This is a genomic window from Flavobacterium proteolyticum (assembly GCF_015223105.1).
In the GTDB taxonomy this organism is placed as follows: Bacteria; Bacteroidota; Bacteroidia; order Flavobacteriales; family Flavobacteriaceae; genus Flavobacterium; species Flavobacterium proteolyticum.
Genome location: NZ_JADFTZ010000003.1, coordinates 22266 through 46682 on the forward strand (window position 1 = coordinate 22266; position 24417 = coordinate 46682).

Consider the following 24417-nt stretch of genomic DNA (forward strand, 5'->3'; position numbering starts at 1 on the left):
TATTTTTGTTAAAAATTATTAAGCTTTGAAACTAACAAGAGAAATCAAAACCGCCGTCCTCGTTATTGTATCAATATTATTATTCATTTGGGGATATAATTTTTTAAAAGGAAAAGACTTATTTGATAGCAGTACAAGAGTTTATGTTGTGTATGACAATGTAGCAGGACTTGTTAATTCTGCTCCGGTAACTTTAAACGGGTTAGCAATTGGTAAAGTTAACTCAATCACTATTCAGCCTGATGGAAAACTATTAGTAGAAATGCAAATTACTACAGATTTCCCAATTGCCAAATCTAGTGTTGCTGAAATTTATGATTCTGGTTTAGTAGGTGGAAGACAAATTGCTATTAAACCAAATTTTCAAGATAAAAATTTTATTAAATCAGGCGATTATTTAACAGCAAGTAGTAAGTTAGGTTTAACAGATGCTTTAGCGCAACAATTAGAGCCGCTTCAATACAAAGTTCAAAAGTTATTAGATAATGCAGATGTTTTATTTTCTAATGTAAACGATATATTAGACGAAAAAACAAAACAAAATCTGAAAAGTAGTATTGCAGAGTTGAACAAAACACTTTCTGAATTTAGTGTTGCTTCAAAAAACATCAATGAAATGATTTCCGATAACAAATCGAAAATCAATTCTTCGATGACTAATTTAGATAAGACTACTGCTAATTTTTCTAAAATGTCTGACTCACTGGCAAAAGCAAACTTGGGTCAAACCGTTAAAAACTTAGAAAAAACATTGGCAAGTGTAGATAAAATCATGGCCGATATCGATAAAGGTAAAGGAACAATGGGCAAGTTAATGAAAGACGACGCTATGTATACTAATTTTACTAATACGTCTAAGGAATTAGAGTTGTTATTACAAGATCTTCGCTTAAATCCAACACGTTATGTAAATGTTTCTCTTTTTGGAAAGAAAAACAAACCTTATGTAGCTCCAGTTAACGATACAATAAAAAAGTAAATTTTATACGATGCAATTTTTAGATAATATTTTCTTCGCATTGCTATTAGCAATAGGTGTAGGTTATTTTGCAGTTAATGTAAAAAAACTAATTCGTAACATTAAATTAGGTCACGACATAGATCGTACTGATAATTCTTCTGAACGTTGGAAGAATATGACGATGGTTGCCTTAGGACAATCTAAAATGGTAAAACGTCCTGTTGCGGGATTTTTACACATTATAGTGTATGTTGGATTCGTAATTATCAATATCGAAGTAATCGAAATTATTATTGATGGACTTTTCGGAACGCATCGTGTTTTGTCTTTCATGGGAGGATTTTATGATGTGTTAATTGGTTCATTCGAAATTTTGGCTTTCTTAGTACTAGTAGCTGTAATTGTATTCTGGGTTAGAAGAAATGTTACCAAATTAGGTCGTTTCGCTAGTTCTGATTTAGATGGAAAACCTAGAAACGACGCCAACTATATTCTATATTTTGAAGTAGTTTTAATGACGTTATTCTTAGTAATGAATGCAGCTGATTTCCATTTGCAAAATTTAGGAATAGGTCATTATAATCAAGCTGGAAGTTTTCCTATTTCTCAATTTATTGCTCCAATGTTCAACGGAATGAGTGAAGGTTCAGTTGTACTTGTTGAAAGAGCTGCTTGGTGGTTACACATTGCTGGAATTTTAGTTTTCTTAAACTATTTATATTTTTCTAAACATTTACACATTTTATTAGCTTTCCCAAATACGTACTTTGCAGATTTGAATGCGAAAGGGAAATTAAATAATTTAGAAAGCGTTACAAACGAAGTAAAATTAATGATGGATCCAAATGCTGATCCGTTTGCAGCACCAGCCAATCCTGATGCTGTTCCAGCTAAGTTTGGTGCATCTGATGTTCAAGATTTAAATTGGGTGCAATTATTAAACGCTTACAGTTGTACAGAATGTGGTCGTTGTACTTCTTCATGTCCAGCGAACCAAACGGGTAAAAAATTATCGCCTCGTAAGATTATGATGGATACTCGTGATCGTTTAGAGGAAGTAGGAAGAAATATCGATTTAAATAAAGGTGTATTTGTTGATGATGGAAAATCATTATTAAACGATTACATTACTCCAGAAGAATTATGGGCTTGTACCACTTGTAATGCATGTGTGGAAGAATGTCCAATTAATATTAGTCCATTATCAATTATTATAGACATGCGTCGTTATTTAGTAATGGAACAAAGTGCGGCTCCAATGGAACTAAACAATATGATGAGTAATATTGAAAACAATGGAGCGCCTTGGCAATACAGTCAAATGGATCGTTTAAATTGGGTAAACGAATAATTTTACATTAACTATCTTAAATAGTATATAATATGTCAGAAAATTTAATTGTACCAACAATGGCCCAAATGATGGCCGAAGGAAAACAACCTGAAATTTTATTTTGGGTAGGTTCTGCTGGTAGTTTCGATGACAGAGCAAAAAAAATCTCAAGAGCTTTCGTTAAAATTTTAAATAAAGCAAATGTAAATTTTGCAGTTTTAGGAACTGAAGAAAGTTGTACAGGTGATGTTGCAAAAAGAGCTGGAAATGAGTTTTTATTTCAAATGCAAGCTTTAATGAATATTGAATTGCTTAATGCTTACGAAGTAAAGAAAATTGTAACCTGTGATCCACATTCTTTTAACTGTTTAAAAAATGAATATCCTAGTTTGGGTGGAAATTATGAAGTTTTGCACCACACGCAATTTATTCAGCAACTTTTGAAAGAAGGACGCATCGATTTTAATAAAGATACGTATAAAGGTAGTCGCATAACGTTTCATGATCCTTGCTATTTAGGTAGAGCAAATAATGAATATCAAGCGCCAAGAGAAATATTATCTCAAACAAATGCACAAATTGTAGAGATGAAACGAAGTAAAAATAATGCTCTATGTTGTGGAGCAGGTGGTGCTCAAATGTTTAAAGAACCTGAAAAAGGGAATATGGATATTAATGTTTTAAGAACACAAGATGCTCTTGAAACTACTCCAAATATTATTGCTACGGGATGTCCTTATTGTAATACAATGATGACTGATGGTGTAAAATTTGCACACAAAGAAAATGAAGTTAAAGTGTTAGATATTGCAGAAATAATAGCAAACGCACAAAATTTATAATTTAAAACTGAACATGAAAAAAATCTTATTATTACTTGTCCTTGTAGGAAATGTTGCATTTGCTCAAAAACTAACTAAAGATCAATTATCTGAAAAATTAGCTGAAAAAGCTTGTGGTTGTGCTGAAAAGCAAGAGATTACTAAAGATAATTTTGAATTAACTATTGGAATTTGTCTATTAGAAGGTATCAATGCTTACGAAAAAGACGTTGAAAAACATTATGGTAAAGACGTAATTTCTAACGATAAAAAAATGGAAGAGTTAGGATATGAAATTGGAAAAAAAATGGGTATGAAATGTCCAACAGTTTTCAAATTCATGTTAGAGGACGAGGCTAATGATGTTGTTGAAGTTGATTCAGAAGATTTAATGCTTTCTGGAAAAATTGCTGAAATTAAATCAGAGCAGTTTCTAACTTTTATTGTTAAAGAAGAATCAGGTAAAAACAATCAATTCATTTTACTAAGTAGTTTTGATAATGCTTTTTTATTAACAGATAAAGTGTTAAAAACATCCGATGCTGTTGAAGTTACATATTATGAAATGGAATTATTTGATGCTAAATTAGGTAAATTTGTGTCTTATAAAATTGTTACTGATATCACAAAAAAATAATCATGTTTGTACCATTTGATACCTTACCAGAAGAATCAAAAATTTGGATATATCAATCCAACAGAAAATTTTCTGATGAAGAAATTCAAGAAATTGAAAAAGACTTGACTTCCTTTTTAGAGAATTGGACTGCTCATGGTCAACATCTTGAAGCTTCTTTTGTAACAAGATATAATCGTTTTATTATTATTGCTGTAAATCAGGAAGTACAAGCTGCTACTGGTTGTTCTATTGATGCTTCGGTACAATTTATCCAAAATTTAGAACAAAAATATAATGTAGATTTATTAGACAAAATGAACGTTACTTTTAAAGTAGGCGATCATGTTGCTTTTAAACCGCTTATTGAGTTTAAAAAAATGGCTAAAGAGAAGGCGGTTTCAGAAAATACAATTGTATTCAATAATTTGTTAAATACTGTTGGTGAATGGCAAGATTTCTGGGAAGTTCCTGCAAGTGAAAGTTGGCATAATAGATTTTTTTAGATTCATTATTTAAAATATCCCATGGATAGCGATATATTTTTACTTAGCATTTCAGGCCATGACAAACCTGGACTTACATCTTCATTAACAGCTGTTTTAGCGGAATATGGAGCAAATATTCTAGATATTGGTCAGGCTAATATACACGATACACTTTCATTAGGTATTTTGTTCCAAATTAAATCAGGTAAAAAATCGGCTGCTGTTTTAAAAGATATCTTATTCAAATCCTATGAATTAGGAATTAAAGCCAAATTCAAACCAATTCCTCTTGATGAGTACGAAAATTGGGTCAATCTTCAAGGAAAAGACCGTTATATTGTAACGCTTTTAGGAGAAAAATTAACAGCCGAACAAATTTCTCGCGTAACTCAAGTTATTTCTGAAAAGAATTTAAATATTGATGCTATAAAGCGTTTAACGGGTAGAGTTTCTTTAATTAAAGAAGATGATTATCCAAGATCTTCCATTCAATTATCTATTCGTGGTGCAATTAAAGACAAGTCTGAATTTACCGAAAAATTTATGGCAATTTCATCTGAATTAAATTTAGATATCGCCTTTCAAGAAGACAATATTTTTAGACGAAACCGACGTTTAGTTTGCTTTGATATGGATTCCACTTTAATCCAAACCGAAGTAATTGATGAATTAGCTGAACTCGCAGGCGTTGGCGAGCAAGTAAAAGCTATCACAGAATCGGCCATGCAAGGCGAAATTGATTTTCAAGAAAGCTTCAAGCAAAGAATGCTTCTTTTAAAAGGTTTAAGTGAAGATGTTCTGGAAGAAGTCGCTATTAATTTACCCATCACAAAAGGTGCAAGAAGATTAATTGATACTTTAAAATCATACGGTTTCAAAACGGCAATTTTATCAGGTGGATTTACTTATTTTGGAAAATATCTTCAAAAAGAATTAGGAATAGATTACGTTTATGCTAACGAATTGGAAATCAAAGACGGAGTTCTTACTGGTGGATATCTTGGCGAAATTGTAGATGGTAACAAAAAAGCCGAATATCTAAAAGAAATCGCACACAAAGAAGGAATTCACATTAACCAAACCATTGCTGTTGGTGATGGCGCTAATGATTTACCAATGTTAAATCTTGCTGGTTTAGGAATTGCTTTTCATGCAAAGCCAAAAGTAAAAGACAACGCGCAAAGTTCTATTTCAAGCATTGGTTTAGATGGAGTTTTATATTTATTAGGTTATCACGATCGTCATATCGATTTGATGGATTAATTTTTAATCTTACTTAAAAAGTTGAGAATCTTTCGTTAACAACTTTCTTCATAAAATAAACCTAAAACACTTTATTTTAAAGTAAAGATGTAGTATTTTGGCATGGATTTAGTTCTAAGTTAAAAAATCAAACTATAATTTATGCAAAGAGTGCTCACCCTACTGTTTTCGGTAGTTTTCATACATATATCATTTTCCCAAAATAAAACTAAACCTGTTTTAACTGCTAAAAAAGTGGTTTCACAACAAGTTTGGGTGGACAGTATTTACAACCAATTTTCGTTTGAAGAAAAAGTGGGGCAGTTGTTTATGGTTGCCGCGTATTCCAATAAAGATGAAGCACACAATAAATCCATCGATAAATTAGTAGAAGAATATAAAATTGGAGGTTTGATTTTCTTTCAAGGCGGACCAGTGCGTCAAGCAAAATTAACCAATAGATATCAAGCAAAATCAAAAGTGCCATTGTTCATCGGAATTGATGCCGAATGGGGATTAAGCATGCGATTGGATTCTACCTATCGTTATCCATGGAACATGACATTAGGTGCAGTTCAAGACATGAAATTGATTGAAAAAGCTGGAAATCAAATGGCAAAACAATCAAAACGAATGGGAATTCACTTCAATTTTGCTCCAGTTGTGGACATCAATACGAATCCTAAAAATCCAATTATTGGCAATCGTTCGTTTGGAGAAACCAAAGAAAACGTTACCGCTAGAGCCATTGCTTTAATGAAAGGTTTACAAGACGAAGGCGTTTATGCTACAGCGAAACATTTTCCAGGACATGGCGATACTTCAACCGATTCACATCACACATTACCAGTTGTAAATTTCGACAAAAATCGATTAAATGATGTAGAGCTTTTCCCATATAAAGAATTGATTAAAAATGGATTAGCGAGTGTAATGGTCGCGCATTTAAATGTACCAAGTTTAGAGCCAAGAGAAAATTACCCTACATCCATTTCCTATCCAGTTGTTACTGATATTTTAAAAAAGGAATTGCAATTTGAAGGTTTAATTTTTACCGATGCCTTAAATATGAAAGGTGCAAGTAATTTTAAAAAACCTGGTGATATTGATTTAGAAGCTTTTTTAGCTGGAAATGACGTTTTGTTATTTGCGGAAAATGTTCCGGTTGCTATTAAAAAATTTAAAGAAGCTTTCGATGCTGGAATTATTACGGAAGATCGTTTGATGTATTCGGTAAAAAAGATTTTAGCCTATAAATACAAATCAAATTTGAACAACTACCAACCAATTGTTTTAGATAATTTATACAAAGATTTGAATGCAGTAGAATATGATGCTTTAAATTATAAATTATACGAAAATGCCGTTACTGTTGTCAAAAATCATGATAAATTAGTTCCGGTTCGCGATATTGAAAAAGAGAAAATCGCTTACATTAAATTAGGAAACGATAAATCAGATACTTTTTTAGCTAATTTGAGAAATTACGCTTCAATTAGTGAAATTACAAACAAAAATTTAGATTCGGTTTTAGTACAATTACAAGATTATTCGAAAGTGATTATTGGATATCACAAACAAGATGGTGCTTGGAGAAATCACAATTTGAATTTTAAAGAAATGCTTTGGATTAATCAAATTGCGAAGCAAAATGATGTGATTTTGACTTGTTTTACGAAACCATATTCATTAACTAATTTAAAGAATTTTGAAGATATTGAAACTATTATAGTTGCTTATCAAAACAACGATATTGCCCAAACGATTGCGCCACAAATTATCTTTGGAGCAATGGGAGCTAAAGGAAAACTACCTGTTTCAATTGATGACGAATTCAAAGTAAATGAAGGAATTGAAACATTAGAAATCAAACGTTTAGGGTTTACTATTCCTGAAAACGTGGGTATGAATTCTAAAGTGTTAACTAAAATAGATTCCATTGCTAATCATGCTATTTCAAGAAAAATGACTCCTGGAATTCAAGTCGTTGTGGCCCGAAAAGGGAAAGTTATTTACCAAAAATCATTCGGCAATCACACCTATGAATCAAATCAAAACGTAACGAATACCGATGTATATGATATTGCTTCTTTGACAAAAATTATTGCTACTTTACCTAATGTCATGCAAGAATTTGATCAAGGTCATTTAACTTTAGAAACGAAGTTAAAAACCATGTTGCCTGAAGCAAAAAATTCAAATAAAGCAAACGCAACGGTTTTAGATATGTTAACACATCAGGCTCGTTTTCAACCTTGGATTCCTTTTTATAAAGCTACTTTAGACAGTTTGAATCGACCGAGTACGCATTTTTACAGAACTGAATTTTCAGATGATTTTCCAATCCACGTTGCCGATAAATTATATTTGAGAAAAGATTATAATGATACCATTATCAATACTATTTTAAAAAGTGATTTATTACCAAAAAAACAATACAAATACAGCGATTTTACTTTTATTCTTTTTAAAGAATATTTAGAGTTACATAGCAAAAAATCACTTGAAGAATTAGCTCATACAAATTTTTTCGAGCCTTTAGGTGCTAATTCTATTATGTACAATCCGTTACGAAAAATGAATGCAAATAGAATTATTCCGACGGAAAATGATACGTATTTCAGACATCAGTTAGTGCAAGGATATGTACATGACATGGCGGCTGCGATGCAAGGCGGAATTTCTGGTCATGCAGGATTGTTTGCAAATGCTTTAGATGTAGCAAAAGTGATGCAAATGTATCTTCAAAAGGGAAGTTATGGGGGTAGAACTTATATTTCTGAAAATACGTTTAATATGTTCAATACTTGCTATTTCTGTAAAGAGGGAAATAGAAGAGGAGTTGGTTTTGATAAACCGCAATTAGGAAATGAAGGTCCAACATGTGGTTGCGTTTCACTAACAAGTTTCGGACACACAGGTTTTACTGGAACTATGACTTGGGCTGACCCAGAAAAAGAAATTGTTTATGTTTTCTTATCAAATAGAACCTATCCAGATTCTAACGCTGCGAATAAGCTATCCAAAGAAAATATAAGAGAGAATATTCAAAGAGTAATTTACGAAGCGATTGTTGAGTAATTTTTGTAAATTTAATATTCTAATTTTAAAAGAACAACTATGACATCAGCAGCAATAACAGTAGAACAATACATCAACGAAGCTCCAGAAGACAGAAGAGAAGCGTTACACAAATTAAGAAATATAATTTTAGAAAATCTTCCAGAAGGTTTTCAGGAAGGAATTGGTTATGGTATGATTGGTTATTCTGTTCCTCATTCAATCTATCCTCCAGGGTATCACTGTACGCCAGAATTGCCTTTGCCATTCATGTCATTTGCAAGTCAAAAAAACAGCATCAACTTTTATCACATGGGTATTTATGCAAAACCTGAATTATACGATTGGTTTGTAACCGAATATCCAAAACATTCGAAACAAAAATTAGATATTGGTAAAAGTTGTTTGCGCATCAAAAAGCCAGAAAATATTCCGTTTGAATTGATTGGTGAGTTGGTAAAAAAAATCTCAGTACAAGATTGGATAGCCACTTACGAAGCTACTTTTAAAAAATAATTTTTAACAAATGTTTTAGAGTTGCCAACGCTAGAAGTGGTAATTTTATTTCAAAATTTATATAAATGAAAATTGCGATAGTTTGTTATCCTACATTTGGAGGAAGTGGCGTAGTTGCTACTGAACTCGGTTTGGAGTTAGCCAAAAGAGGTCATGAAATTCACTTCATAACTTACAGTCAACCTGTGCGTTTGGCTTTATTGAATCCGAATGTGCATTATCATGAAGTTCACGTTCCTGAATATCCTTTGTTTCACTATCAACCTTACGAATTAGCACTTTCTAGTAAGTTGGTTGATATGGTGAAATTGTACAAAATTGATGTTTTACACGTGCATTATGCCATTCCACATGCTTATGCAGGTTACATGGCAAAACAAATGTTAGCAGATGAAGGCATTCATATTCCAATGGTCACCACGCTTCACGGAACCGATATTACGTTAGTGGGAAATCACCCATTTTACAAACCAGCAGTAAGTTTCAGTATCAATAAATCGGATGTGGTAACGAGTGTTTCACAAAGTTTAAAAGACGATACGTATCGTTTGTTTGATATCAAAAATGAAATAGAGGTAATACCAAATTTCATTGAATTAAATAAAGAGAAATTAAAAGAGAACATTCCTTGTCATCGTTCTTTAATGGCGCCTGATAATGAAAAAATTATTACACATATTTCCAATTTTAGAAAAGTAAAACGTATCGAAGATATAGTTAGAATCTTTTATGAAATTCAGAAAGAAGTTCCATCTAAATTAATGATGGTGGGTGAAGGTCCAGAGAAAGAAGGAGCAGAGCAATTATGCGAACAACTTGGTATTCAAAACAAAGTAATTTTCTTCGGAAATAGTAATGAAATTGATAAAATTTTATGTTTTTCTGATTTATTTTTATTACCATCAGAAACTGAAAGTTTTGGTTTGGCAGCACTAGAGGCTATGGCTTGTGGAGTGCCTGTGATTTCAAGTAATTCAGGAGGGCTTCCTGAAGTAAATAAAGATGACTTTTCTGGTTATTTGAGCGATGTTGGTGATGTTGCTAAAATGAGTCGTGATGCTATTTCGTTATTAAAAGATGAGCATAAATTAGCACAATTTAAAGTGAATGCTCTAGAAACAGCGAAACTTTTTGATATTCAGAATATTATGCCTTTATATGAGCAAGTTTATTTTAAAGCTTTAAATTCAAAATAATGATCAAATTTTTACCTTTAATTTTATTATTTATTTCATGTAGTACTTCGTCACCAAAACAAGTAGTTGACTCTTCTTTTTCGGTAATTTTCAGAAGTGAGATGGGTGGAGCTGAAAAACCGAGTCATTTGTTAATACAAAATAACGAATCCTATATTCAATTTATAGAATCTCTAAAATTAGACGAATCACAATATGCAAATTTTTTAAAAGTAGATTTTAAAAAGAAAGATGTATTAGTTTTATATCAAGGACAAAAAACATCTGGAGGTTATTCAATTGATATTGAATCAGTAGTAAATGAAAATTCCACTATTTTGGTAAAGAAAAAAGAAATACAACCAAAAGCAGGTGAAATTACAACAACTGTAATTACGTCACCTTATTGTATAGCTTTAATACCAAAAGGCAAAAAAATAATAATTGAATAAAAAAAAGTCCCAATTAAATTGGGACTTTTTTATTATTAGTTGAATTTGTATCTAATTCCTAAAGCGATATCTGGACCAAAACCATCTCTAAAATCGGCATAATCACCACCAAAATAAATTTCAGGTCTAAAGTCTAAAGATAATTGAATAGGTGCTTCTTGAAAGTTATATTCAATACCTATATCTCCAGCAGCTAACACAAAGCTTCCGCTATCTTTAAATCCATCTTTGTTGTAACTCCAACTTCCAACACCAGCACCGGCACCAGCATACCAGTTGAATCCACCATCAATGTTCCAAACCCATTGATACAAACCAACTAATTTAAAAGCATCAACATCTTTACTATTTCTCCAACCTAAGTCAAATTCTAATCTATTGTTAGAACCCATACCTCTTTGGTAAGAAATTTCTCCACCAAAACCGTCGTTGTCACCTAAACGCAATCCTAATGCATTTTTAGAAATGTCCTGAGCCTGTGCGCTGAATGCTAAGCCTAGTAGCATAAAAGCAGATAAAATTAATTTCTTCATATAAAATGTTTTTTACAAATATAGCCAAATTTTGACAAATACTGTGCCAATTTAGTTTGTTAAGTATAAATCAAGATATTCTTTTTGGTTTTGCGACCCGGTAGCTGGTATTCCAAATTGATCAGCAATAGTAGAATTTATAGAATAATTCGTATCCGTATTTACATAAACAACTCCTATGTTTTCAGCAGTGTATAAGGTAGAAATTATTAAATCTTGAGGCGCTAAAATAGTTATTGGAATAGTAATTGAACCTATCGTTTGAACTGTAGTAACTGTAACGTTTAATTTTATTTTAGTAGCCTTTACAGTATCATAAATATCTCCATTTGGAGAAGTAAATGTTGATAAACTTTCTCCACCATAACTTTGAAGAGAATAATTAATAGTAATTGGATAGCCTTGATACGTTTGTTCTATAGTTCCTGTTACAGGAGAATTATTTAAAGATTGTCCATTAGAAGCGTTACTGTTAAAAATAACAAAATCAGTTAAAGATAGATCTAAATTAATTGGTAAATCTTGACCCGATGCTAATGATAAATTACCAGTCATTAATAATTTAGAACCACTTTTTCTAACACCATTATTTCTTAAAGAGGAAGAATAAAAGCCAGTAGCAACATCGTCTTTAGTTTGAAATTTTTTATAGGTTTTACCACTGGTAACAATATCATCAAAAATGTATAGAGAATCTCTTGTAAAGGTTCCTTCACTATCTACATCATACGTCCAATAATTTCCATCTACAAGTGGAATATTAAAATTACTATTTCCTGATTCGTTCTCATTGGAACAAGAAATAAAGATAGAAGAGATTAATAGAAATGTAAATAATATTGATTTTTTCATAGTTATTTGGGTTAAATTATTAAGCTAATATAGCATTTTTATTAATTATTTAAGAATAAGAAACTTAAAATTTCGAATTCTATTTTATAACTGCTATTTTTTAAATTATCATTACATTTGTTTATCAATATAAATTAATTTAAGATTGGTATCAGTTATGGCAGGAAATACTTTTGGAAAATTATTAAAACTAACCACTTTTGGCGAATCACACGGTGAAGCTTTGGGCGGAATTATAGATGGATGTCCTGCTGGTTTAACATTAGATTTTGATTTTATTCAAGCTGAAATGCAACGAAGAAAACCAGGTCAATCTTCTATTGTTACCCAAAGAAAAGAAGAAGATGAAGTACAATTTTTATCTGGAATTTTCGAAGGAAAAACTACCGGAACACCAATAGGATTTATTATTCCAAATACGAATCAAAAGTCAGATGATTATTCACATATAAAAGACACCTACCGTCCAAGCCATGCCGATTATGTTTATGAACAAAAATATGGTATTCGAGATTATCGTGGTGGTGGCAGAAGTTCAGCTCGTGAAACAGCAAGTAGAGTAGTAAGTGGCGCCATTGCTAAGCAAATTATTCCTGATATTAAAATCAATGCTTTCGTTTCATCAGTAGGCGAAATTTTTATCGATAAACCTTATCAAGATTTGGATTTTTCAAAAATTGAAAGTAATGCCGTTCGTTGTCCTGATTTGGCTACAGCCGAAAAAATGGAAAATTTCATTAAAGAAATTAAAAAACAAGGCGACACCGTTGGAGGAACTATAACATGTGTCATACAAAATGTACCTATTGGTTTAGGCGAACCTGTTTTTGATAAATTACATGCCGAATTGGGAAAAGCAATGCTTTCAATAAACGCAGTAAAAGGCTTTGAATTTGGAAGCGGATTTTGTGGTGCCAAAATGAAAGGAAGCGAACACAATGATTCTTATAATACTGACGGAACTACAAAAAGTAATCTTTCAGGAGGTATTCAAGGTGGAATTTCTAATGGAATGGATATTTACTTTCGAGTAGCTTTTAAACCTGTGGCAACATTAATTCAAAAACAAGAAGTTTTAACTAATCAAGGGGAAATTATTGAGCAACAAGGGAAAGGACGCCACGATCCTTGTGTGGTACCAAGAGCCGTTCCTATAGTGGAAGCTATGGCTGCTTTAGTTATTGCCGATTATTTTTTGCAAAATAAAATTTATTTATAACAAAAAACGACCAAATTATTGGTCGTTTTTTTTCTTTTTATCACTATTCATCATTAGCATTACTGCTCCAACTAAGCCTAATATTACAAGTAAAAATACAATTATCATAATAAAAGCTCCATTTCCCCAAGAATAAAGTGGTAATAATAAATTTGCCATAGTTACAAAGGTTAGAATTTAAACAAAGATAAAATTTAACAATTGTTTATTTCCTGATAATTATCATGTAACTTATTCTAAAAATTTAGATTTTAGTTCGGGTGTTGGAATCATACAAGATTCTTTTTTGCCATACCATTTGTAGCGATGTTTTGCTACATAATCGTACACAAAATCTCTTATTCCTGCTGGCAATATTTTAAAAACAGTTGCTAAAGTGAATATTCCACTTAATCCTTTTGCAATTTCTAAAGCGGCTGTAGATTTATAATAATAGGAAATTCCAGGTTCATAATATACAATGCTATCAATATGTTTGGGGTTAATACCAATGTGTTTTAAAATTTTTTGCCCCAATTCTGATTGAAGTGAAACAAATCTGAAAACATCTTTTTTATCATGCTTAATTATATATTGAACGGATGAATCACATAAATTGCAAACACCATCAAACAATATGATTTTTTTATCTTGTGGTAAGTCTTGTATTTCCATACTATATTTTCTAAATACTAAGCAGGTTGAACATATTCCAATTGTTCTAAGCTCACTTTTGAAGTGAAAATTCCATAGTTCACAGTTGCTTTTGATTTTTCGATAGCATCAATAGTTCCAATGGCTTTTCCGTCTTTCATTCGAACTCGGTCACCAACTTTTAGTACAACTTTAGGTTTGTTTTCTTCTTCAACTTTGGCTTTGATTTTCTTTTCTTTTTTAACTACTCGAATTTCCTCTACCTTGACTTTTACTTCTTCTTCTACTTTTTTCTGAATAACTTCTTTGACTTTCTTTTCTTTAGCTGAAAGTTTTCTACGTTTTGAATTTTCGATTTCAACCATTTTTAAAAATTCACCAATCAACGTCTTTTTGTCTTTATTGTTGAAATAACTCTCCGAAATATCATCTATTTTTTGTCCGATGTAAATCAAACGTTGGTTGGCATCATACAATTCTTGATAACGCTCTAATTTCTCTTGAATTTTCGCATTGATGGTTTCCATTTTCTTACTTTCTTCACGCGCTTTAGTTTCTTCTTCTTTTAATGTCAAAGACGTTTTTTCTAATTTAGAACGCTCTTTTTGAAGTGTTGCAATGGTTTTGTCGAAACGAACTTTTCCTCCTTCAATTTTCTTTTTCGCACGATTGATTAATCCGAAAGGGATACCATTTTTTTGCGCTACTTCAAACGTAAACGAACTTCCGGCTTGACCCAAAATCAATTTGTACATCGGTTCTAATGATTTCTCATCAAACATCATGTTCGCATTCGAAGCGTAAGGCAATTCGTTGGCTAATATTTTTAAGTTACTGTAATGTGTTGTTATAATTCCGAAAGCTTCACGAGCATAGAATTCTTCTAAGAAAGTTTCTGCCAAAGCACCTCCTAATTCAGGATCAGAACCCGTTCCAAATTCATCAATTAAGAACAAGGTTTTAGCATTACATTTCTTTAAAAAGTAATTCATGTTCTTTAATCGGTAACTGTACGTACTTAAATGATTTTCAATGGATTGATTGTCGCCAATATCGGTTAAAATTCTATCGAATAAAAAGGTTTCGCTACGTTCGTGAACCGGAATTAAAATTCCACTTTGTAGCATTAATTGTAGTAAACCAACTGTTTTCAAAGAAATTGTTTTTCCTCCAGCATTTGGGCCAGAAATTACAATAATGCGACTTTCATTATGTAATTCGATGGTTTGCGGATAAGTAACGGCTTTCTTTTCTTTATTGTTCAAATATAAAATAGGATGGAAGGCTTCTCTGAAAAACAAACGTTTCTCTTCGATAATGTTCGGAAGAATTCCATTGATTTTATAGGCATATTTCGCTTTTGCGGCAATCACATCAATACCACTTAAAAAGTCTTGATAAGCCGCAATAGTTTCGGTAAACGGACGAATTTCATTGGTTAAACGTTTTAAAATACGCATGATTTCTTCGCGCTCTTCGTATTCCAAATTATTTAACTCACGCGAGTATCGTTGCGCTGCTTCGGGTTCGATGTAAGCGATGCTTCCTGTTTTAGAACTTCCTAAAATCGAACCTTTTACTTTTCTGCGATACATCGCTAAAACCGCTAAAACTCGGCGATTTTCAACCACAGTTTCTTTAATGTCATCTAAATAACCAAGTGAATTATATTGGCTCAAAGCCATTCCAAAACTTTGGTTAATTTTTCCTCGAACTACATTAATATTTCGACGAATATCTACTAAATCTGGAGAAGCATTATCTTTTATGATTCCAAACTTATCTACCACTTCGTCGATACGTTGGATAATCAATTTTACAATGTCAATCTGAGATGCTTTTTGGTATAAATTGGGATAATAATCTTCGAACTTCTTTAAAAACTGAATTAACGTAATCGCCGTTTCTGAGAGGTTGGCAATTTTTTTAAAGCTACCTACTTCTAAAAAACTATCTTCGATAGCTAAGAATTTTAGTTCGTAGTTGATGTTCTCAAATCCGTGATTCGGAATGGCATTATTGTTGGAAAACGAAGATAAATATTCAGAAGTTTGCTTTAAGTTAATAAGCAATTCTTCTTTGTTTTTGAACGGCGTTATCGCCATGGCTTTTGCCTCACCAATATCAGTATTGCAGCGACCAGCGATGGTTTCTAAAACCGTGTTGAATTCTAAATCTTGTAGTGTTTTTTCTGTAATCGAAATCATTTTTCTTTTTCTGTTAGGTCAAAGTTACAAAGTAATAAATCCATATTGCAACAGAAATTTATATTTTTGGTAAAAATTATAAAATGTTTATCAAAAATCAGAGTTGGGAATCGCTATTATCGACTGAATTTCAGAAGCCTTATTTTGTAGAATTGATGCAACAAGTAGAGCAAGAATATGCCACGACGACTTGTTTTCCGCCAAAAGAACTCATTTTTTCTGCTTTTGAGCAATTTGATTTTCGCGATACAAAAGTGGTGATTATTGGACAAGATCCGTATCATGGAATAGGTGAGGCGAATGGTTTGTGTTTTTCGGTAAATGATGGAGTTGCCATTCCGCCTTCGTTGAAAAATATTTTTACAGAGATTAATACGGAATACGATAGAATTCTTTTCCCAACTTCGGGTAATTTAGAGCGTTGGGCAAAGCAAGGGGTTTTGTTATTGAACGCTGGTTTAACGGTAAGAAAAGACGAAGCCAACAGTCACAAACACTTAAAATGGAATCTTTTTACCGATGCTGTGATTGATTTGATTAATCAAAAATCGGAAAATGTAGTGTTTTTATTGTGGGGAAGTTTTGCTCAGAAAAAAGGGAAACTAATCGATAGGAATAAACATTTAGTTTTAGAAAGCGGCCATCCGTCACCTTTAAGCGCTAACAGAGGTATGTGGTTTGGAAACAATCATTTTAAATTGACTAATGCGTATTTGAGAGAGAAAGGGAAAAGTGAGATTGAGTGGTGATAGGAGTTGTTTAATTGATAGATAAATAAATGGTTATAAAAGAAAATACTGTTTAGTCTTTTTTTATCTTATTATTATTCCATAAAGACCTTCTATACGTTCAATTATTTTGCCTGATAATGAATTTATAATTAACACTTCGGTTTTACCAGTATCTTTTCCAATTATATTTTTAGATTTTGTTAGAACATTCTCTACTCTGTAAACGTAAGAGTTTGTTTCTTTATTAAATATTAGAATTGGTTCATTTATTTTTATTCCTGACTCTTTAAAGTTTTCTATACCAATTTTAAGAGCTTCTTGTTTTGTTATAAAATCACATTTTCTGTTTTCTAACAAAAAATGTGGAATAAAACTAAGGTTTATAGGTTCAATTAAATTATGATTTTTATCAAGTTTTAGCCAAGTACCATTTGTCAAGCCTTCTAGTTCTGGGAAGCTAAAATGATATAAAATCCAAATTTCTTCAACGTTTTTATTTAATTTTTTTTTATGGGTAAAAGCTCTATGCGAATAGTATTTTCCTTTTTTATATTTTTGATATGAACCAGTGTAACCTTTGAAATATTTAATAATTTCAGAGTTTACATTTATTGATAAAATACTATCTGCAATTTTTAAAACATCTTTAGTTTTATGTCTTTGAGCATTCAAGTTTTGACTAAAAATGAAAGTAAGAAAGATTATTGAAAGAAAATGCTTTACCATCATTGTCATTTTAAAATAGCTTTAATTAAAACCAGTAAATAGCAAAAAAATAAATACAACATTTACACAAAACTAATTCACTGTAAACTCTAGAATATTGTTTGTAGCACCAACTGTAGTAGTATTAATTATTACGGTTACAACATCTTGAGAATCTAAAGAAACTATTCTTGGTTCAACTATAACTTTATATTGTCCTGGAGCTAGGGTAATATCAGTATCGTATTCGTAAGTAGTATCTAAAGCATCTAATTGTTGAATACCTGAAATATAGCTTCCTACGAAATTATCTCCTTTTGTAGCGGTAATAGTAGTTGGAATATAGTTTTCCCAAGTTCCTGAAGCGTTTCTTTTTTGCATTGAATAATTAAAAAAGAATGATCTTGAAGTTGTTGTTAAAAACAAATCTAGAGGAGCATCAGAACCATAATTTAGGATTCTGTCAAAGTTGCAACTAACATTTAAAACATTGCCAGAAGCACTGACTTCGATTTTATTGTTAACTGTAACTGCTTTTGTTGCAAAAAATTCATCATCACTTTCAGTACAACCTGTAAATAATAATGTGATGATAGCTATAGTTAGATAGTGTATGTGTTTTTTCATTGTATTTTATTTTAAAAACGATAACCTAAGTTAAGACCTAAACGAGATACAGTTGAAGGGCTATCACTATTGAATAAATTTTTTCCAATTCCTACTGTTAAATCGATAACAAAACTCTCTTTAAAGTATAACTTGTATCCAACGGCTGCTCCTAAAGCAATATCGTTGTAATCTTTTTTAGTTACCACAACATAATCAGCCGCGCCATTATTAAGCGTTTTTAGCTCTTTATATTGACCTCCATTTATATTAGAGAAAGCTTCTAAGTAGTACAAATTTGTAGCGCTTTTAGACATCGCATAACGAACATAAGGAATTACTTGATATTCAATCATCGTTCGAGTGTCATCTTTAAGAAAGTCTTCTTTTTTATTTGATTTGTTAAAAGCCAATCCCGTAATACCAACTGAAAAATCTTTATTTAGAAATCGTTCATAAGATATTCCTAATCTTCCATTACCAATTAAGTTTAAGACATCTACTTTTATTTCGTTTTTTTTAGAAAATATAGGAGATGTAATTGTGTCGGTAGCACCGCTATCGTTTGATTGCGCAAAAGTACTTAGCGACAGAAATAGGCCTAATAAACAGCTAATTCTTTTCATGTGTAAGGTTAATATTTTTGTAAATATAGAAATTTTTATCAATTAAAAGTCAGCTCGCCAAGAATTTCTTCGCTCATAAATTTACCACCTGGATAGGTGGCAGTGTAGTCTAAATTTAACCAAATTTGACCTCTTTCATCAATATGATAATGAATTTGTTGATTATGACTTTCTTGTTTAAAAAGCACTTCTTTAATTAAATAAATGGCAGTTTCTAAATCGGTCTTATTGCCAATCAACATTTCAGGGTACAAATGTCCTCCTGTATGAATAATTCTAGGTGTTCCGCCAATTGCTTTAATACATGCTGCCATCAAAATAGCGTGATCATCACAATCCCCCGAAAAATGTTGTAAACTTTCTGAAGCATAAGCTATATATTCTCTTCCTTTTGGATCGTTAACATAATTCCAGCGGTTTCTAATTTCTTTAAAAACAGCAAAACACTGAATCATTCTTCGGGTTTCGCCAGTTTGTTTGATTTCTCTGAAATGTTTCGTTGTAGCATATAAGGCAAAGTTTCTAACTTTCGGATTAGAAAAATCTACTGCATTAATAATTTTAGATTTATTGGGAAAAGGAAGCAATTTGGCTACAATAATATCTTGTGGATTTGGTGTTTCGCTCATAGAATACACCATATAACGATAATCTTCAAAAACTCGATTAAAACCGTAATTTCCGAATAAAGTGCCGTACAACAAAGCAATTAGGTATAGAAAAACAATCAGAATAATGATGGTTTTTACCAATCGAAGAACAAGTTGGATAGCTACGAGAATAAGGATGAATATGATGATTCGATCCAAATGCAGTGACCATTCTAAATCGATTAAATTTTGATGTGCAATTAAAAAAAGTGGAATAGCAATTAAGATATTCAACAAAAAAATGACAACATTATCCCAAGGCTTCGGTAAAGAAAGCTTTTCTTTGAGTTCGGCGATAGTTGGGATTTTAATTGTCATTTCGTTTAAAACGATAAAAATACGGAATTATTTAAGTATCGACTCTTTTGGTACTTTTTTCTGGATAATTTGAAGCCTCAAAAGTTGTTCCATTATTTTATCTAAAGTTGGTGCTGTCATTTGTTTTTGCGACCAACGTGTTAATTTTAACCATTCTTGAATCGCTTCTACATTTTGATTGTATTTAGAAGCCAAGGTTCTGTCAATACTCGGAATCATTTTGAATTCTTCTGTTGTCGTATTGATAATATCTAAAATTTGGTCGATTACTTTTGGATGGTTTTCCAAAACTTCATTTCTAACTGCAATTACGAAACAAGGCCAAGGAGTAGGGCAATCGGCAATTCTTCTGAATATTCCTTTATCTACTAATGGTTGTGTCATAAATCGTTCCCACATGAAGTAATCTGCTTTTCCTGAAGTTAAGCTTTCAACTGCGCCATCAATGGTGTTAACGATTTCAAATTGTAAGTTTTCGGTATTCCAATTCTGATTTTGAGCATTCACAATACTCATCAAATGCGAGCCAGAACCCATTCTAGAAATAGCTACTTTTTTATTTTCTAAATCGGAAAGTGTTTTATAGTTAGAATTAGCAGCAACGTGAATGCCCCAAATTAATGGACTTTGCACATAAACTTGCACAATCTTACTCGGATTTCCTGCCGAAATGTCTTTGATGATTCCTTCGGTAAGAATTACGGCAATATCGGTTTCACCATCGCGCAACATTTGACACATTTTTCCTGTACCTTCAGGAACATCAGTCCATTGTAAATCGATTCCTACGGCTTCAAATTCGCCATCTTCGATACACATGTGCCAAGGTAAATTGAAATGCTCTGGAACTCCAGCTATTTTGATTGTTTTCATTGTTCTAAATTCTGATTTCTAAATTCTAATTTCTTTAACAGCCACCATTTCCAAGTTACACCATTTTCATCAGGATAATCTTCCATAAAATGGAAACCTACTTTTTGCAACACATGGTTAGAAGCTCCGTTTTCGGCATGAGTATAAGCATTCATTTCTTGAATGTTCATTTGGTTAAAGCCATAGTTTAGCCAAGCGTTTGAAGCTTCAGTTGCGTAACCTTTGTTCCAAAATTTTTCATTTAAACGATAGCCGTAATCGTAAAAATTGGTATTTCCGTTTTCTATATGGTCGTTTACGAACTTAATTCCTGTCCAACCGATTAATTCATTCGAGTCTTTAGTAATAGCTACAAAACGTCCTATTCCATTATCAATGTATTGTTTTCTGACCATATCAATGTAAGCATGAACTTCGTCAATATTTACAACGGGTTTTTGCCACAGATATTTGTGAACATTAGGATTGCAATCCATTTCAAATAGAGCATTTGCATCTTCGTGACGCATTTCTCTGAGGATTAATCGGGGAGTTTCTAGAATTAAATTCATTTTGTTTTTGGAACACAGATTCGAGAAATTTTAAAAATTTAAATAATTTTTGATTCTTTATTTTCTTACTCTGCTAATTTATTCAATGTATATTCAATTAATTCATCTACAGCTTTGTATGGATCTTCACTGAAAGTTCCAGTTGCACGGTTAGCGATGATAGCATTTAATGATAAACAGTTGTGTCCTAACAGTTTTCCTAGACCATAAATAGCGCCAGTTTCCATTTCTAAATTCGTCATTCGAGTTCCGTTGAAATTGAAACTATCCATTTTAGCATTTAACTCAGGATCTTGGATTCCTAAACGTACTACACGACCTTGTGGGCCGTAAAATCCTCCAGCAGTTCCAGTGAATCCTTTGAAAATTTTATCGCTTTCTAAACGTTGTTCTAACGTTTTACTTCCTGCAATTACGTATGGACGCCCTTTTCTCATGTCCCAATTCGTTTGCTTGATGAAAGCTTCTTCCATTTCAGTTTCTGAAATTTCATCAATTAAATAGGAGCGAAGCATATTATCCAATCCTAAGCCATATTGACTCATAACAAAGCTATCGCAAGGGATATCGGCTTGTAAGGAACCTGAAGTTCCAATACGAACAATATTTAAAGAAGTCAATTCTTTTTTAACGGTTCTTGTTTCTAAATCTACGTTTACCAAGGCGTCTAATTCATTCATTACGATATCGATGTTGTCTGGACCAATTCCAGAAGACATAACGGTAATTCTTTTGCCTTTGTAAGTTCCAGTTTGGGTTTTGAACTCGCGTTTTTGAGTGGTAAACTCAATAGAATCAAAGTGTTTTGTGATTTTTTCTACACGGTTTTGATCCCCAACGAAGATAATATCGTTAGCGATTTGTCCAGGTTTTAAATTGATGTGATATACACTTCCGTCTGGATTTAATATTAATTCTGATGCTGCTATCATTTGTTTTAATTGATAATTGATAATTCTGTAATTAAATAACTCAAACTAATTGTTAATTTTTAACCTCCAACTCGTTTTGTTTTGAATCCTTTGTCTTGTAATAATTTCATGATTTTATCACGATAATCGCCTTGAATGATGATTTCGCCATCTTTAAAAGTACCACCAACCGCTAATTTGCTTTTGATTTCCTTGGCTAAGATTTTAAAATCCTCATCTTCGCCTTCATATCCTGAAATAATCGTGGTAGGTTTTCCTTTGCGTTTCTCATATTTGCAAATCATTGGTTCTTTTTGAACGAATAATTCGTGAGGCGTTTCCTCGGTAGTTTCTGGTTCGTTAGAAACTTCGTGGTTGGGGAATAGTTTTTTTAATTGTTCTTGTAAGTCCATATTTTAGCACGCGGATAAAACGGATTCGCTTAAGCGAAGCGCGAATTAAAACTGATTTTTTCTATTCTTTCTTTTGTTTTCATAAATTTTTCTTCTGAATTCAGGTTTCTTGCCAAAATTTAATAACAGACCAATTTCGCAATCAGTTCCTTTTAAGTAATTGAGTAATTGATTTTCAAACTCTTCTACAATATAATCGGCAGCTTTTAATTCTAATATGATTGTATCGTTTACAATGATATCAACATAATAATCACCAACATTTTCTCCTTTGTAATAAACTTTAATTTTCTTATTAGGAGTTGCTTCAAGTCCATTTTTTCTTAACTCAATCAATAAGGCGTTTTGATAAACTTTTTCAAGAAAACCATAACCTAATTCGTTGTATACTTCGTAAAAAGTTTTTAAAATTAACGATGTTAAATCTTGATGTAATAAGTGCATATATTCATTTCTTTATGGTTTAAAATCTGTTTTAATCTGCGTTTTACGAAGTAAATCCGTTTCATCCGCGTGCTAATATGGCGTGTATGTATTTTCAATTTTTAAACAAAAAACCAAACCCCAATGTTACTTGGAATTTGGAATTTTATTTATTTGGAATGTGATTTCCTTTATTTCTTAATCAATCCTAATTCTACCAAACGTTCATGTAAGAATTCACCAGCGGTGATATCTTCGTATAATTTTGGATTATTTTCATCGATACATTCTGGTAAACAATTTAAACTCATATCGCTTACTGGGTGCATGAAGAAAGGAATTGAATAACGAGATGAACCCCATAATTCTCTTGGTGGATTAACCACTTGGTGAATCGTTGATTTCAACTTGTTGTTGGTGTGTCTTGATAACATATCCCCAACGTTAATCATCAACTCGTCTGGTTGAGCCATAGCATCAATCCATTCTCCGTTGTGATTTTGTACTTGTAAACCTTTTCCTTGAGCTCCCATTAATAAGGTAATCAAGTTGATGTCTCCATGTGCTGCAGCACGAACGGCTCCGTCTTTAGGTTCGTCGGTAATAGGTGGGTAATGGATTGGACGTAAAATACTGTTTCCGTCTTTGATGTATTTATCAAAGTAGAATTCGTCTAATCCGATGTAAAGTGCTAAAGCTCTCAACACATAAACACCTGTTTTTTCTAACATTTGGTACGCTTCTTTACCTACTTCATTGAATTTAGGTAATTCTGTTACTTCCACGTTATCTGGATATTCGCCAGCGTACTTTGAACCTTCGCTAACGTATTGTCCAAAATGCCAAAACTCTTTCAAATCTCCAGCAGAGCGACCTTTAGCATGTTCTTTACCGAAAGAAACATAACCACGTTGTCCACCAATTCCTGGGATTTCGTATTTAGCTTTGGTTTCTAAAGGAAGTGAAAAGAAGTTTCTTACTTCTGAATACAATCCTTCAACTAATTTGTCATCTAAAAAATGACCTTTTAATGCTACGAAGCCGATTTCTTCGTAGGCTTTTCCGATTTCATTTACAAATTTTTGTTTACGTGCCGGATCATCCGACAGGAAATCACGTAAGTCAACACTAGGAATTTGTTGCATACTTAAACTTTATTGTTAATAAATCAAATGGGCTTTAACCCAAGTAAATACAAATGTAATTAAATATTTTAAAATCAAAAAAGTAAAGTTGTTAACAATTGGGTTAAAGTGAAAAGTAAAAAGTAAAAAGTAAAAAGTAAAAAGGGAATAGTAAAAAGGGAATAGTAAAAAGGGAATAGTAAAAAGGGAATAGTAAAAAGGGAATAGTGGATAGTGGAAATATTGCTTGAAGTGGTTTTACAAAACTTAAAACTAATTCTTAGTATTCTTTGCGTTAAAATTTAAACTTGAATTTGAGTTTGCCCTTGCCTTTGATTTTTTAACTTTCTTTTTTTATAACAATTCGCTTTCAAAATG

At 32.0% G+C, this 24417-nt stretch carries 27 protein-coding genes; 12 read left to right on the forward strand and 15 right to left on the reverse strand.

The features are described from left to right. The first annotated feature begins 25 nt into the window (after positions 1–25). The 10 genes from IM755_RS07665 to IM755_RS07710 all read left to right on the forward strand — a co-directional run bounded on the left by IM755_RS07665 (position 26) and on the right by IM755_RS07710 (position 10664). Positions 26–979 (forward strand): MlaD family protein, encoded by a 954-nt coding sequence (locus IM755_RS07665; RefSeq protein ID WP_194095427.1) that lies wholly within the window; start codon positions 26–28, stop codon positions 977–979. A 10-nt stretch (positions 980–989) separates the two neighbouring features. Beyond that, positions 990–2312, forward strand: a complete 1323-nt coding sequence (locus tag IM755_RS07670; RefSeq protein WP_194095429.1) for a (Fe-S)-binding protein — start codon at positions 990–992, stop codon at positions 2310–2312. 32 nt (positions 2313–2344) lie between these two features. Continuing rightward, a complete protein-coding gene (locus IM755_RS07675) occupies positions 2345–3136 on the forward strand; it encodes a (Fe-S)-binding protein (protein ID WP_194095431.1) in 792 nt (263 codons plus the stop codon). A gap of 13 nt (positions 3137–3149) precedes the next feature. After that, the gene (locus IM755_RS07680) at positions 3150–3752 is read left to right on the forward strand and encodes a hypothetical protein (RefSeq protein ID WP_194095433.1); all 603 of its coding nucleotides are present in this window, start codon (positions 3150–3152) and stop codon (positions 3750–3752) included. A gap of 2 nt (positions 3753–3754) precedes the next feature. Beyond that, positions 3755–4237, forward strand: a complete 483-nt coding sequence (locus IM755_RS07685) for an ABC transporter ATPase (protein WP_194095436.1) — start codon at positions 3755–3757, stop codon at positions 4235–4237. A 21-nt stretch (positions 4238–4258) separates the two neighbouring features. Beyond that, positions 4259–5482: a phosphoserine phosphatase SerB gene (gene serB, locus IM755_RS07690; RefSeq protein ID WP_194095438.1), complete on the forward strand. Its 1224-nt coding sequence runs from the start codon at positions 4259–4261 to the stop codon at positions 5480–5482. Positions 5483–5623: 141 nt separating this feature from the next. Beyond that, a complete protein-coding gene (locus IM755_RS07695) occupies positions 5624–8542 on the forward strand; it encodes a glycoside hydrolase family 3 N-terminal domain-containing protein (protein WP_194095440.1) in 2919 nt (972 codons plus the stop codon). 39 nt (positions 8543–8581) lie between these two features. Continuing rightward, complete coding sequence (locus IM755_RS07700; RefSeq protein WP_194095442.1) at positions 8582–9037, forward strand: DUF1801 domain-containing protein; 456 nt, start codon at positions 8582–8584, stop codon at positions 9035–9037. Between the two features lie 65 nt (positions 9038–9102). Continuing rightward, positions 9103–10233: an N-acetyl-alpha-D-glucosaminyl L-malate synthase BshA gene (bshA, locus tag IM755_RS07705; RefSeq protein WP_194095444.1), complete on the forward strand. Its 1131-nt coding sequence runs from the start codon at positions 9103–9105 to the stop codon at positions 10231–10233. Next, positions 10233–10664, forward strand: a complete 432-nt coding sequence (locus IM755_RS07710) for a protease complex subunit PrcB family protein (protein ID WP_194095446.1) — start codon at positions 10233–10235, stop codon at positions 10662–10664. Before bshA ends, IM755_RS07710 begins: the two co-directional genes overlap by 1 nt. Positions 10665–10699: 35 nt before the next feature. On the opposite strand, the gene IM755_RS07715 is transcribed toward IM755_RS07710, so the two are convergent. Continuing rightward, complete coding sequence (locus IM755_RS07715; RefSeq protein ID WP_194095448.1) at positions 10700–11197, reverse strand: hypothetical protein; 498 nt, start codon at positions 11195–11197, stop codon at positions 10700–10702. 51 nt (positions 11198–11248) lie between these two features. After that, the gene (locus IM755_RS07720; RefSeq protein WP_194095450.1) at positions 11249–12049 is read right to left on the reverse strand and encodes a hypothetical protein; all 801 of its coding nucleotides are present in this window, start codon (positions 12047–12049) and stop codon (positions 11249–11251) included. Between the two features lie 157 nt (positions 12050–12206). Here IM755_RS07720 and aroC point away from each other — a divergent pair, with 157 nt between their 5' ends. Beyond that, positions 12207–13268: a chorismate synthase gene (aroC, locus tag IM755_RS07725; protein WP_194095461.1), complete on the forward strand. Its 1062-nt coding sequence runs from the start codon at positions 12207–12209 to the stop codon at positions 13266–13268. Between the two features lie 15 nt (positions 13269–13283). Here aroC and IM755_RS07730 read toward each other — a convergent pair whose 3' ends face one another. The 3 genes from IM755_RS07730 to IM755_RS07740 all read right to left on the reverse strand — a co-directional run bounded on the left by IM755_RS07730 (position 13284) and on the right by IM755_RS07740 (position 16108). Further along, positions 13284–13427 carry a hypothetical protein gene (locus IM755_RS07730; protein ID WP_194095464.1) on the reverse strand — a complete coding sequence of 48 codons (144 nt, stop codon included), beginning with the start codon at positions 13425–13427 and terminating at the stop codon, positions 13284–13286. A 72-nt stretch (positions 13428–13499) separates the two neighbouring features. Beyond that, entirely contained in the window at positions 13500–13922 is a 423-nt protein-coding gene (locus IM755_RS07735; RefSeq protein WP_194095466.1) for a thiol-disulfide oxidoreductase DCC family protein, read from the reverse strand. 17 nt (positions 13923–13939) lie between these two features. After that, positions 13940–16108, reverse strand: a complete 2169-nt coding sequence (locus IM755_RS07740; RefSeq protein WP_194095468.1) for an endonuclease MutS2 — start codon at positions 16106–16108, stop codon at positions 13940–13942. Between the two features lie 83 nt (positions 16109–16191). Between IM755_RS07740 and ung the strand changes: the two genes are divergently transcribed. Further along, positions 16192–16857 (forward strand): uracil-DNA glycosylase, encoded by a 666-nt coding sequence (gene ung, locus IM755_RS07745; RefSeq protein ID WP_194095470.1) that lies wholly within the window; start codon positions 16192–16194, stop codon positions 16855–16857. A 63-nt stretch (positions 16858–16920) separates the two neighbouring features. Here the strand turns inward: ung and IM755_RS07750 are convergent, their stop codons facing one another. From IM755_RS07750 to IM755_RS07795, 10 genes are all read right to left on the reverse strand, one after another. Further along, positions 16921–17511: a hypothetical protein gene (locus IM755_RS07750; protein ID WP_194095472.1), complete on the reverse strand. Its 591-nt coding sequence runs from the start codon at positions 17509–17511 to the stop codon at positions 16921–16923. 126 nt (positions 17512–17637) lie between these two features. Continuing rightward, positions 17638–18171 carry a hypothetical protein gene (locus tag IM755_RS07755; protein ID WP_194095474.1) on the reverse strand — a complete coding sequence of 178 codons (534 nt, stop codon included), beginning with the start codon at positions 18169–18171 and terminating at the stop codon, positions 17638–17640. Between the two features lie 11 nt (positions 18172–18182). Further along, the gene (locus IM755_RS07760) at positions 18183–18776 is read right to left on the reverse strand and encodes a hypothetical protein (protein ID WP_194095476.1); all 594 of its coding nucleotides are present in this window, start codon (positions 18774–18776) and stop codon (positions 18183–18185) included. A 38-nt stretch (positions 18777–18814) separates the two neighbouring features. Then, positions 18815–19744 (reverse strand): transglutaminase, encoded by a 930-nt coding sequence (locus tag IM755_RS07765; protein ID WP_194095478.1) that lies wholly within the window; start codon positions 19742–19744, stop codon positions 18815–18817. A 27-nt stretch (positions 19745–19771) separates the two neighbouring features. After that, a complete protein-coding gene (locus IM755_RS07770) occupies positions 19772–20617 on the reverse strand; it encodes a substrate-binding domain-containing protein (protein ID WP_194095487.1) in 846 nt (281 codons plus the stop codon). Beyond that, positions 20614–21168: a GNAT family N-acetyltransferase gene (locus IM755_RS07775; protein WP_194095489.1), complete on the reverse strand. Its 555-nt coding sequence runs from the start codon at positions 21166–21168 to the stop codon at positions 20614–20616. The genes IM755_RS07770 and IM755_RS07775 overlap by 4 nt, the downstream gene beginning before the upstream one ends. 65 nt (positions 21169–21233) lie before the next feature. Beyond that, a complete protein-coding gene (locus IM755_RS07780) occupies positions 21234–22100 on the reverse strand; it encodes a nucleoside phosphorylase (protein ID WP_194095491.1) in 867 nt (288 codons plus the stop codon). Positions 22101–22159: 59 nt separating this feature from the next. Continuing rightward, positions 22160–22492 carry a translation initiation factor gene (locus IM755_RS07785; protein WP_194095493.1) on the reverse strand — a complete coding sequence of 111 codons (333 nt, stop codon included), beginning with the start codon at positions 22490–22492 and terminating at the stop codon, positions 22160–22162. 45 nt (positions 22493–22537) lie between these two features. Continuing rightward, on the reverse strand, positions 22538–22936 hold the full coding sequence (locus tag IM755_RS07790) for a GxxExxY protein (protein ID WP_194095495.1): 399 nt from the start codon (positions 22934–22936) through the stop codon (positions 22538–22540). Between the two features lie 170 nt (positions 22937–23106). After that, the gene (locus tag IM755_RS07795; RefSeq protein WP_111565848.1) at positions 23107–24060 is read right to left on the reverse strand and encodes an isopenicillin N synthase family dioxygenase; all 954 of its coding nucleotides are present in this window, start codon (positions 24058–24060) and stop codon (positions 23107–23109) included. Positions 24061–24417 lie beyond the last annotated feature (357 nt).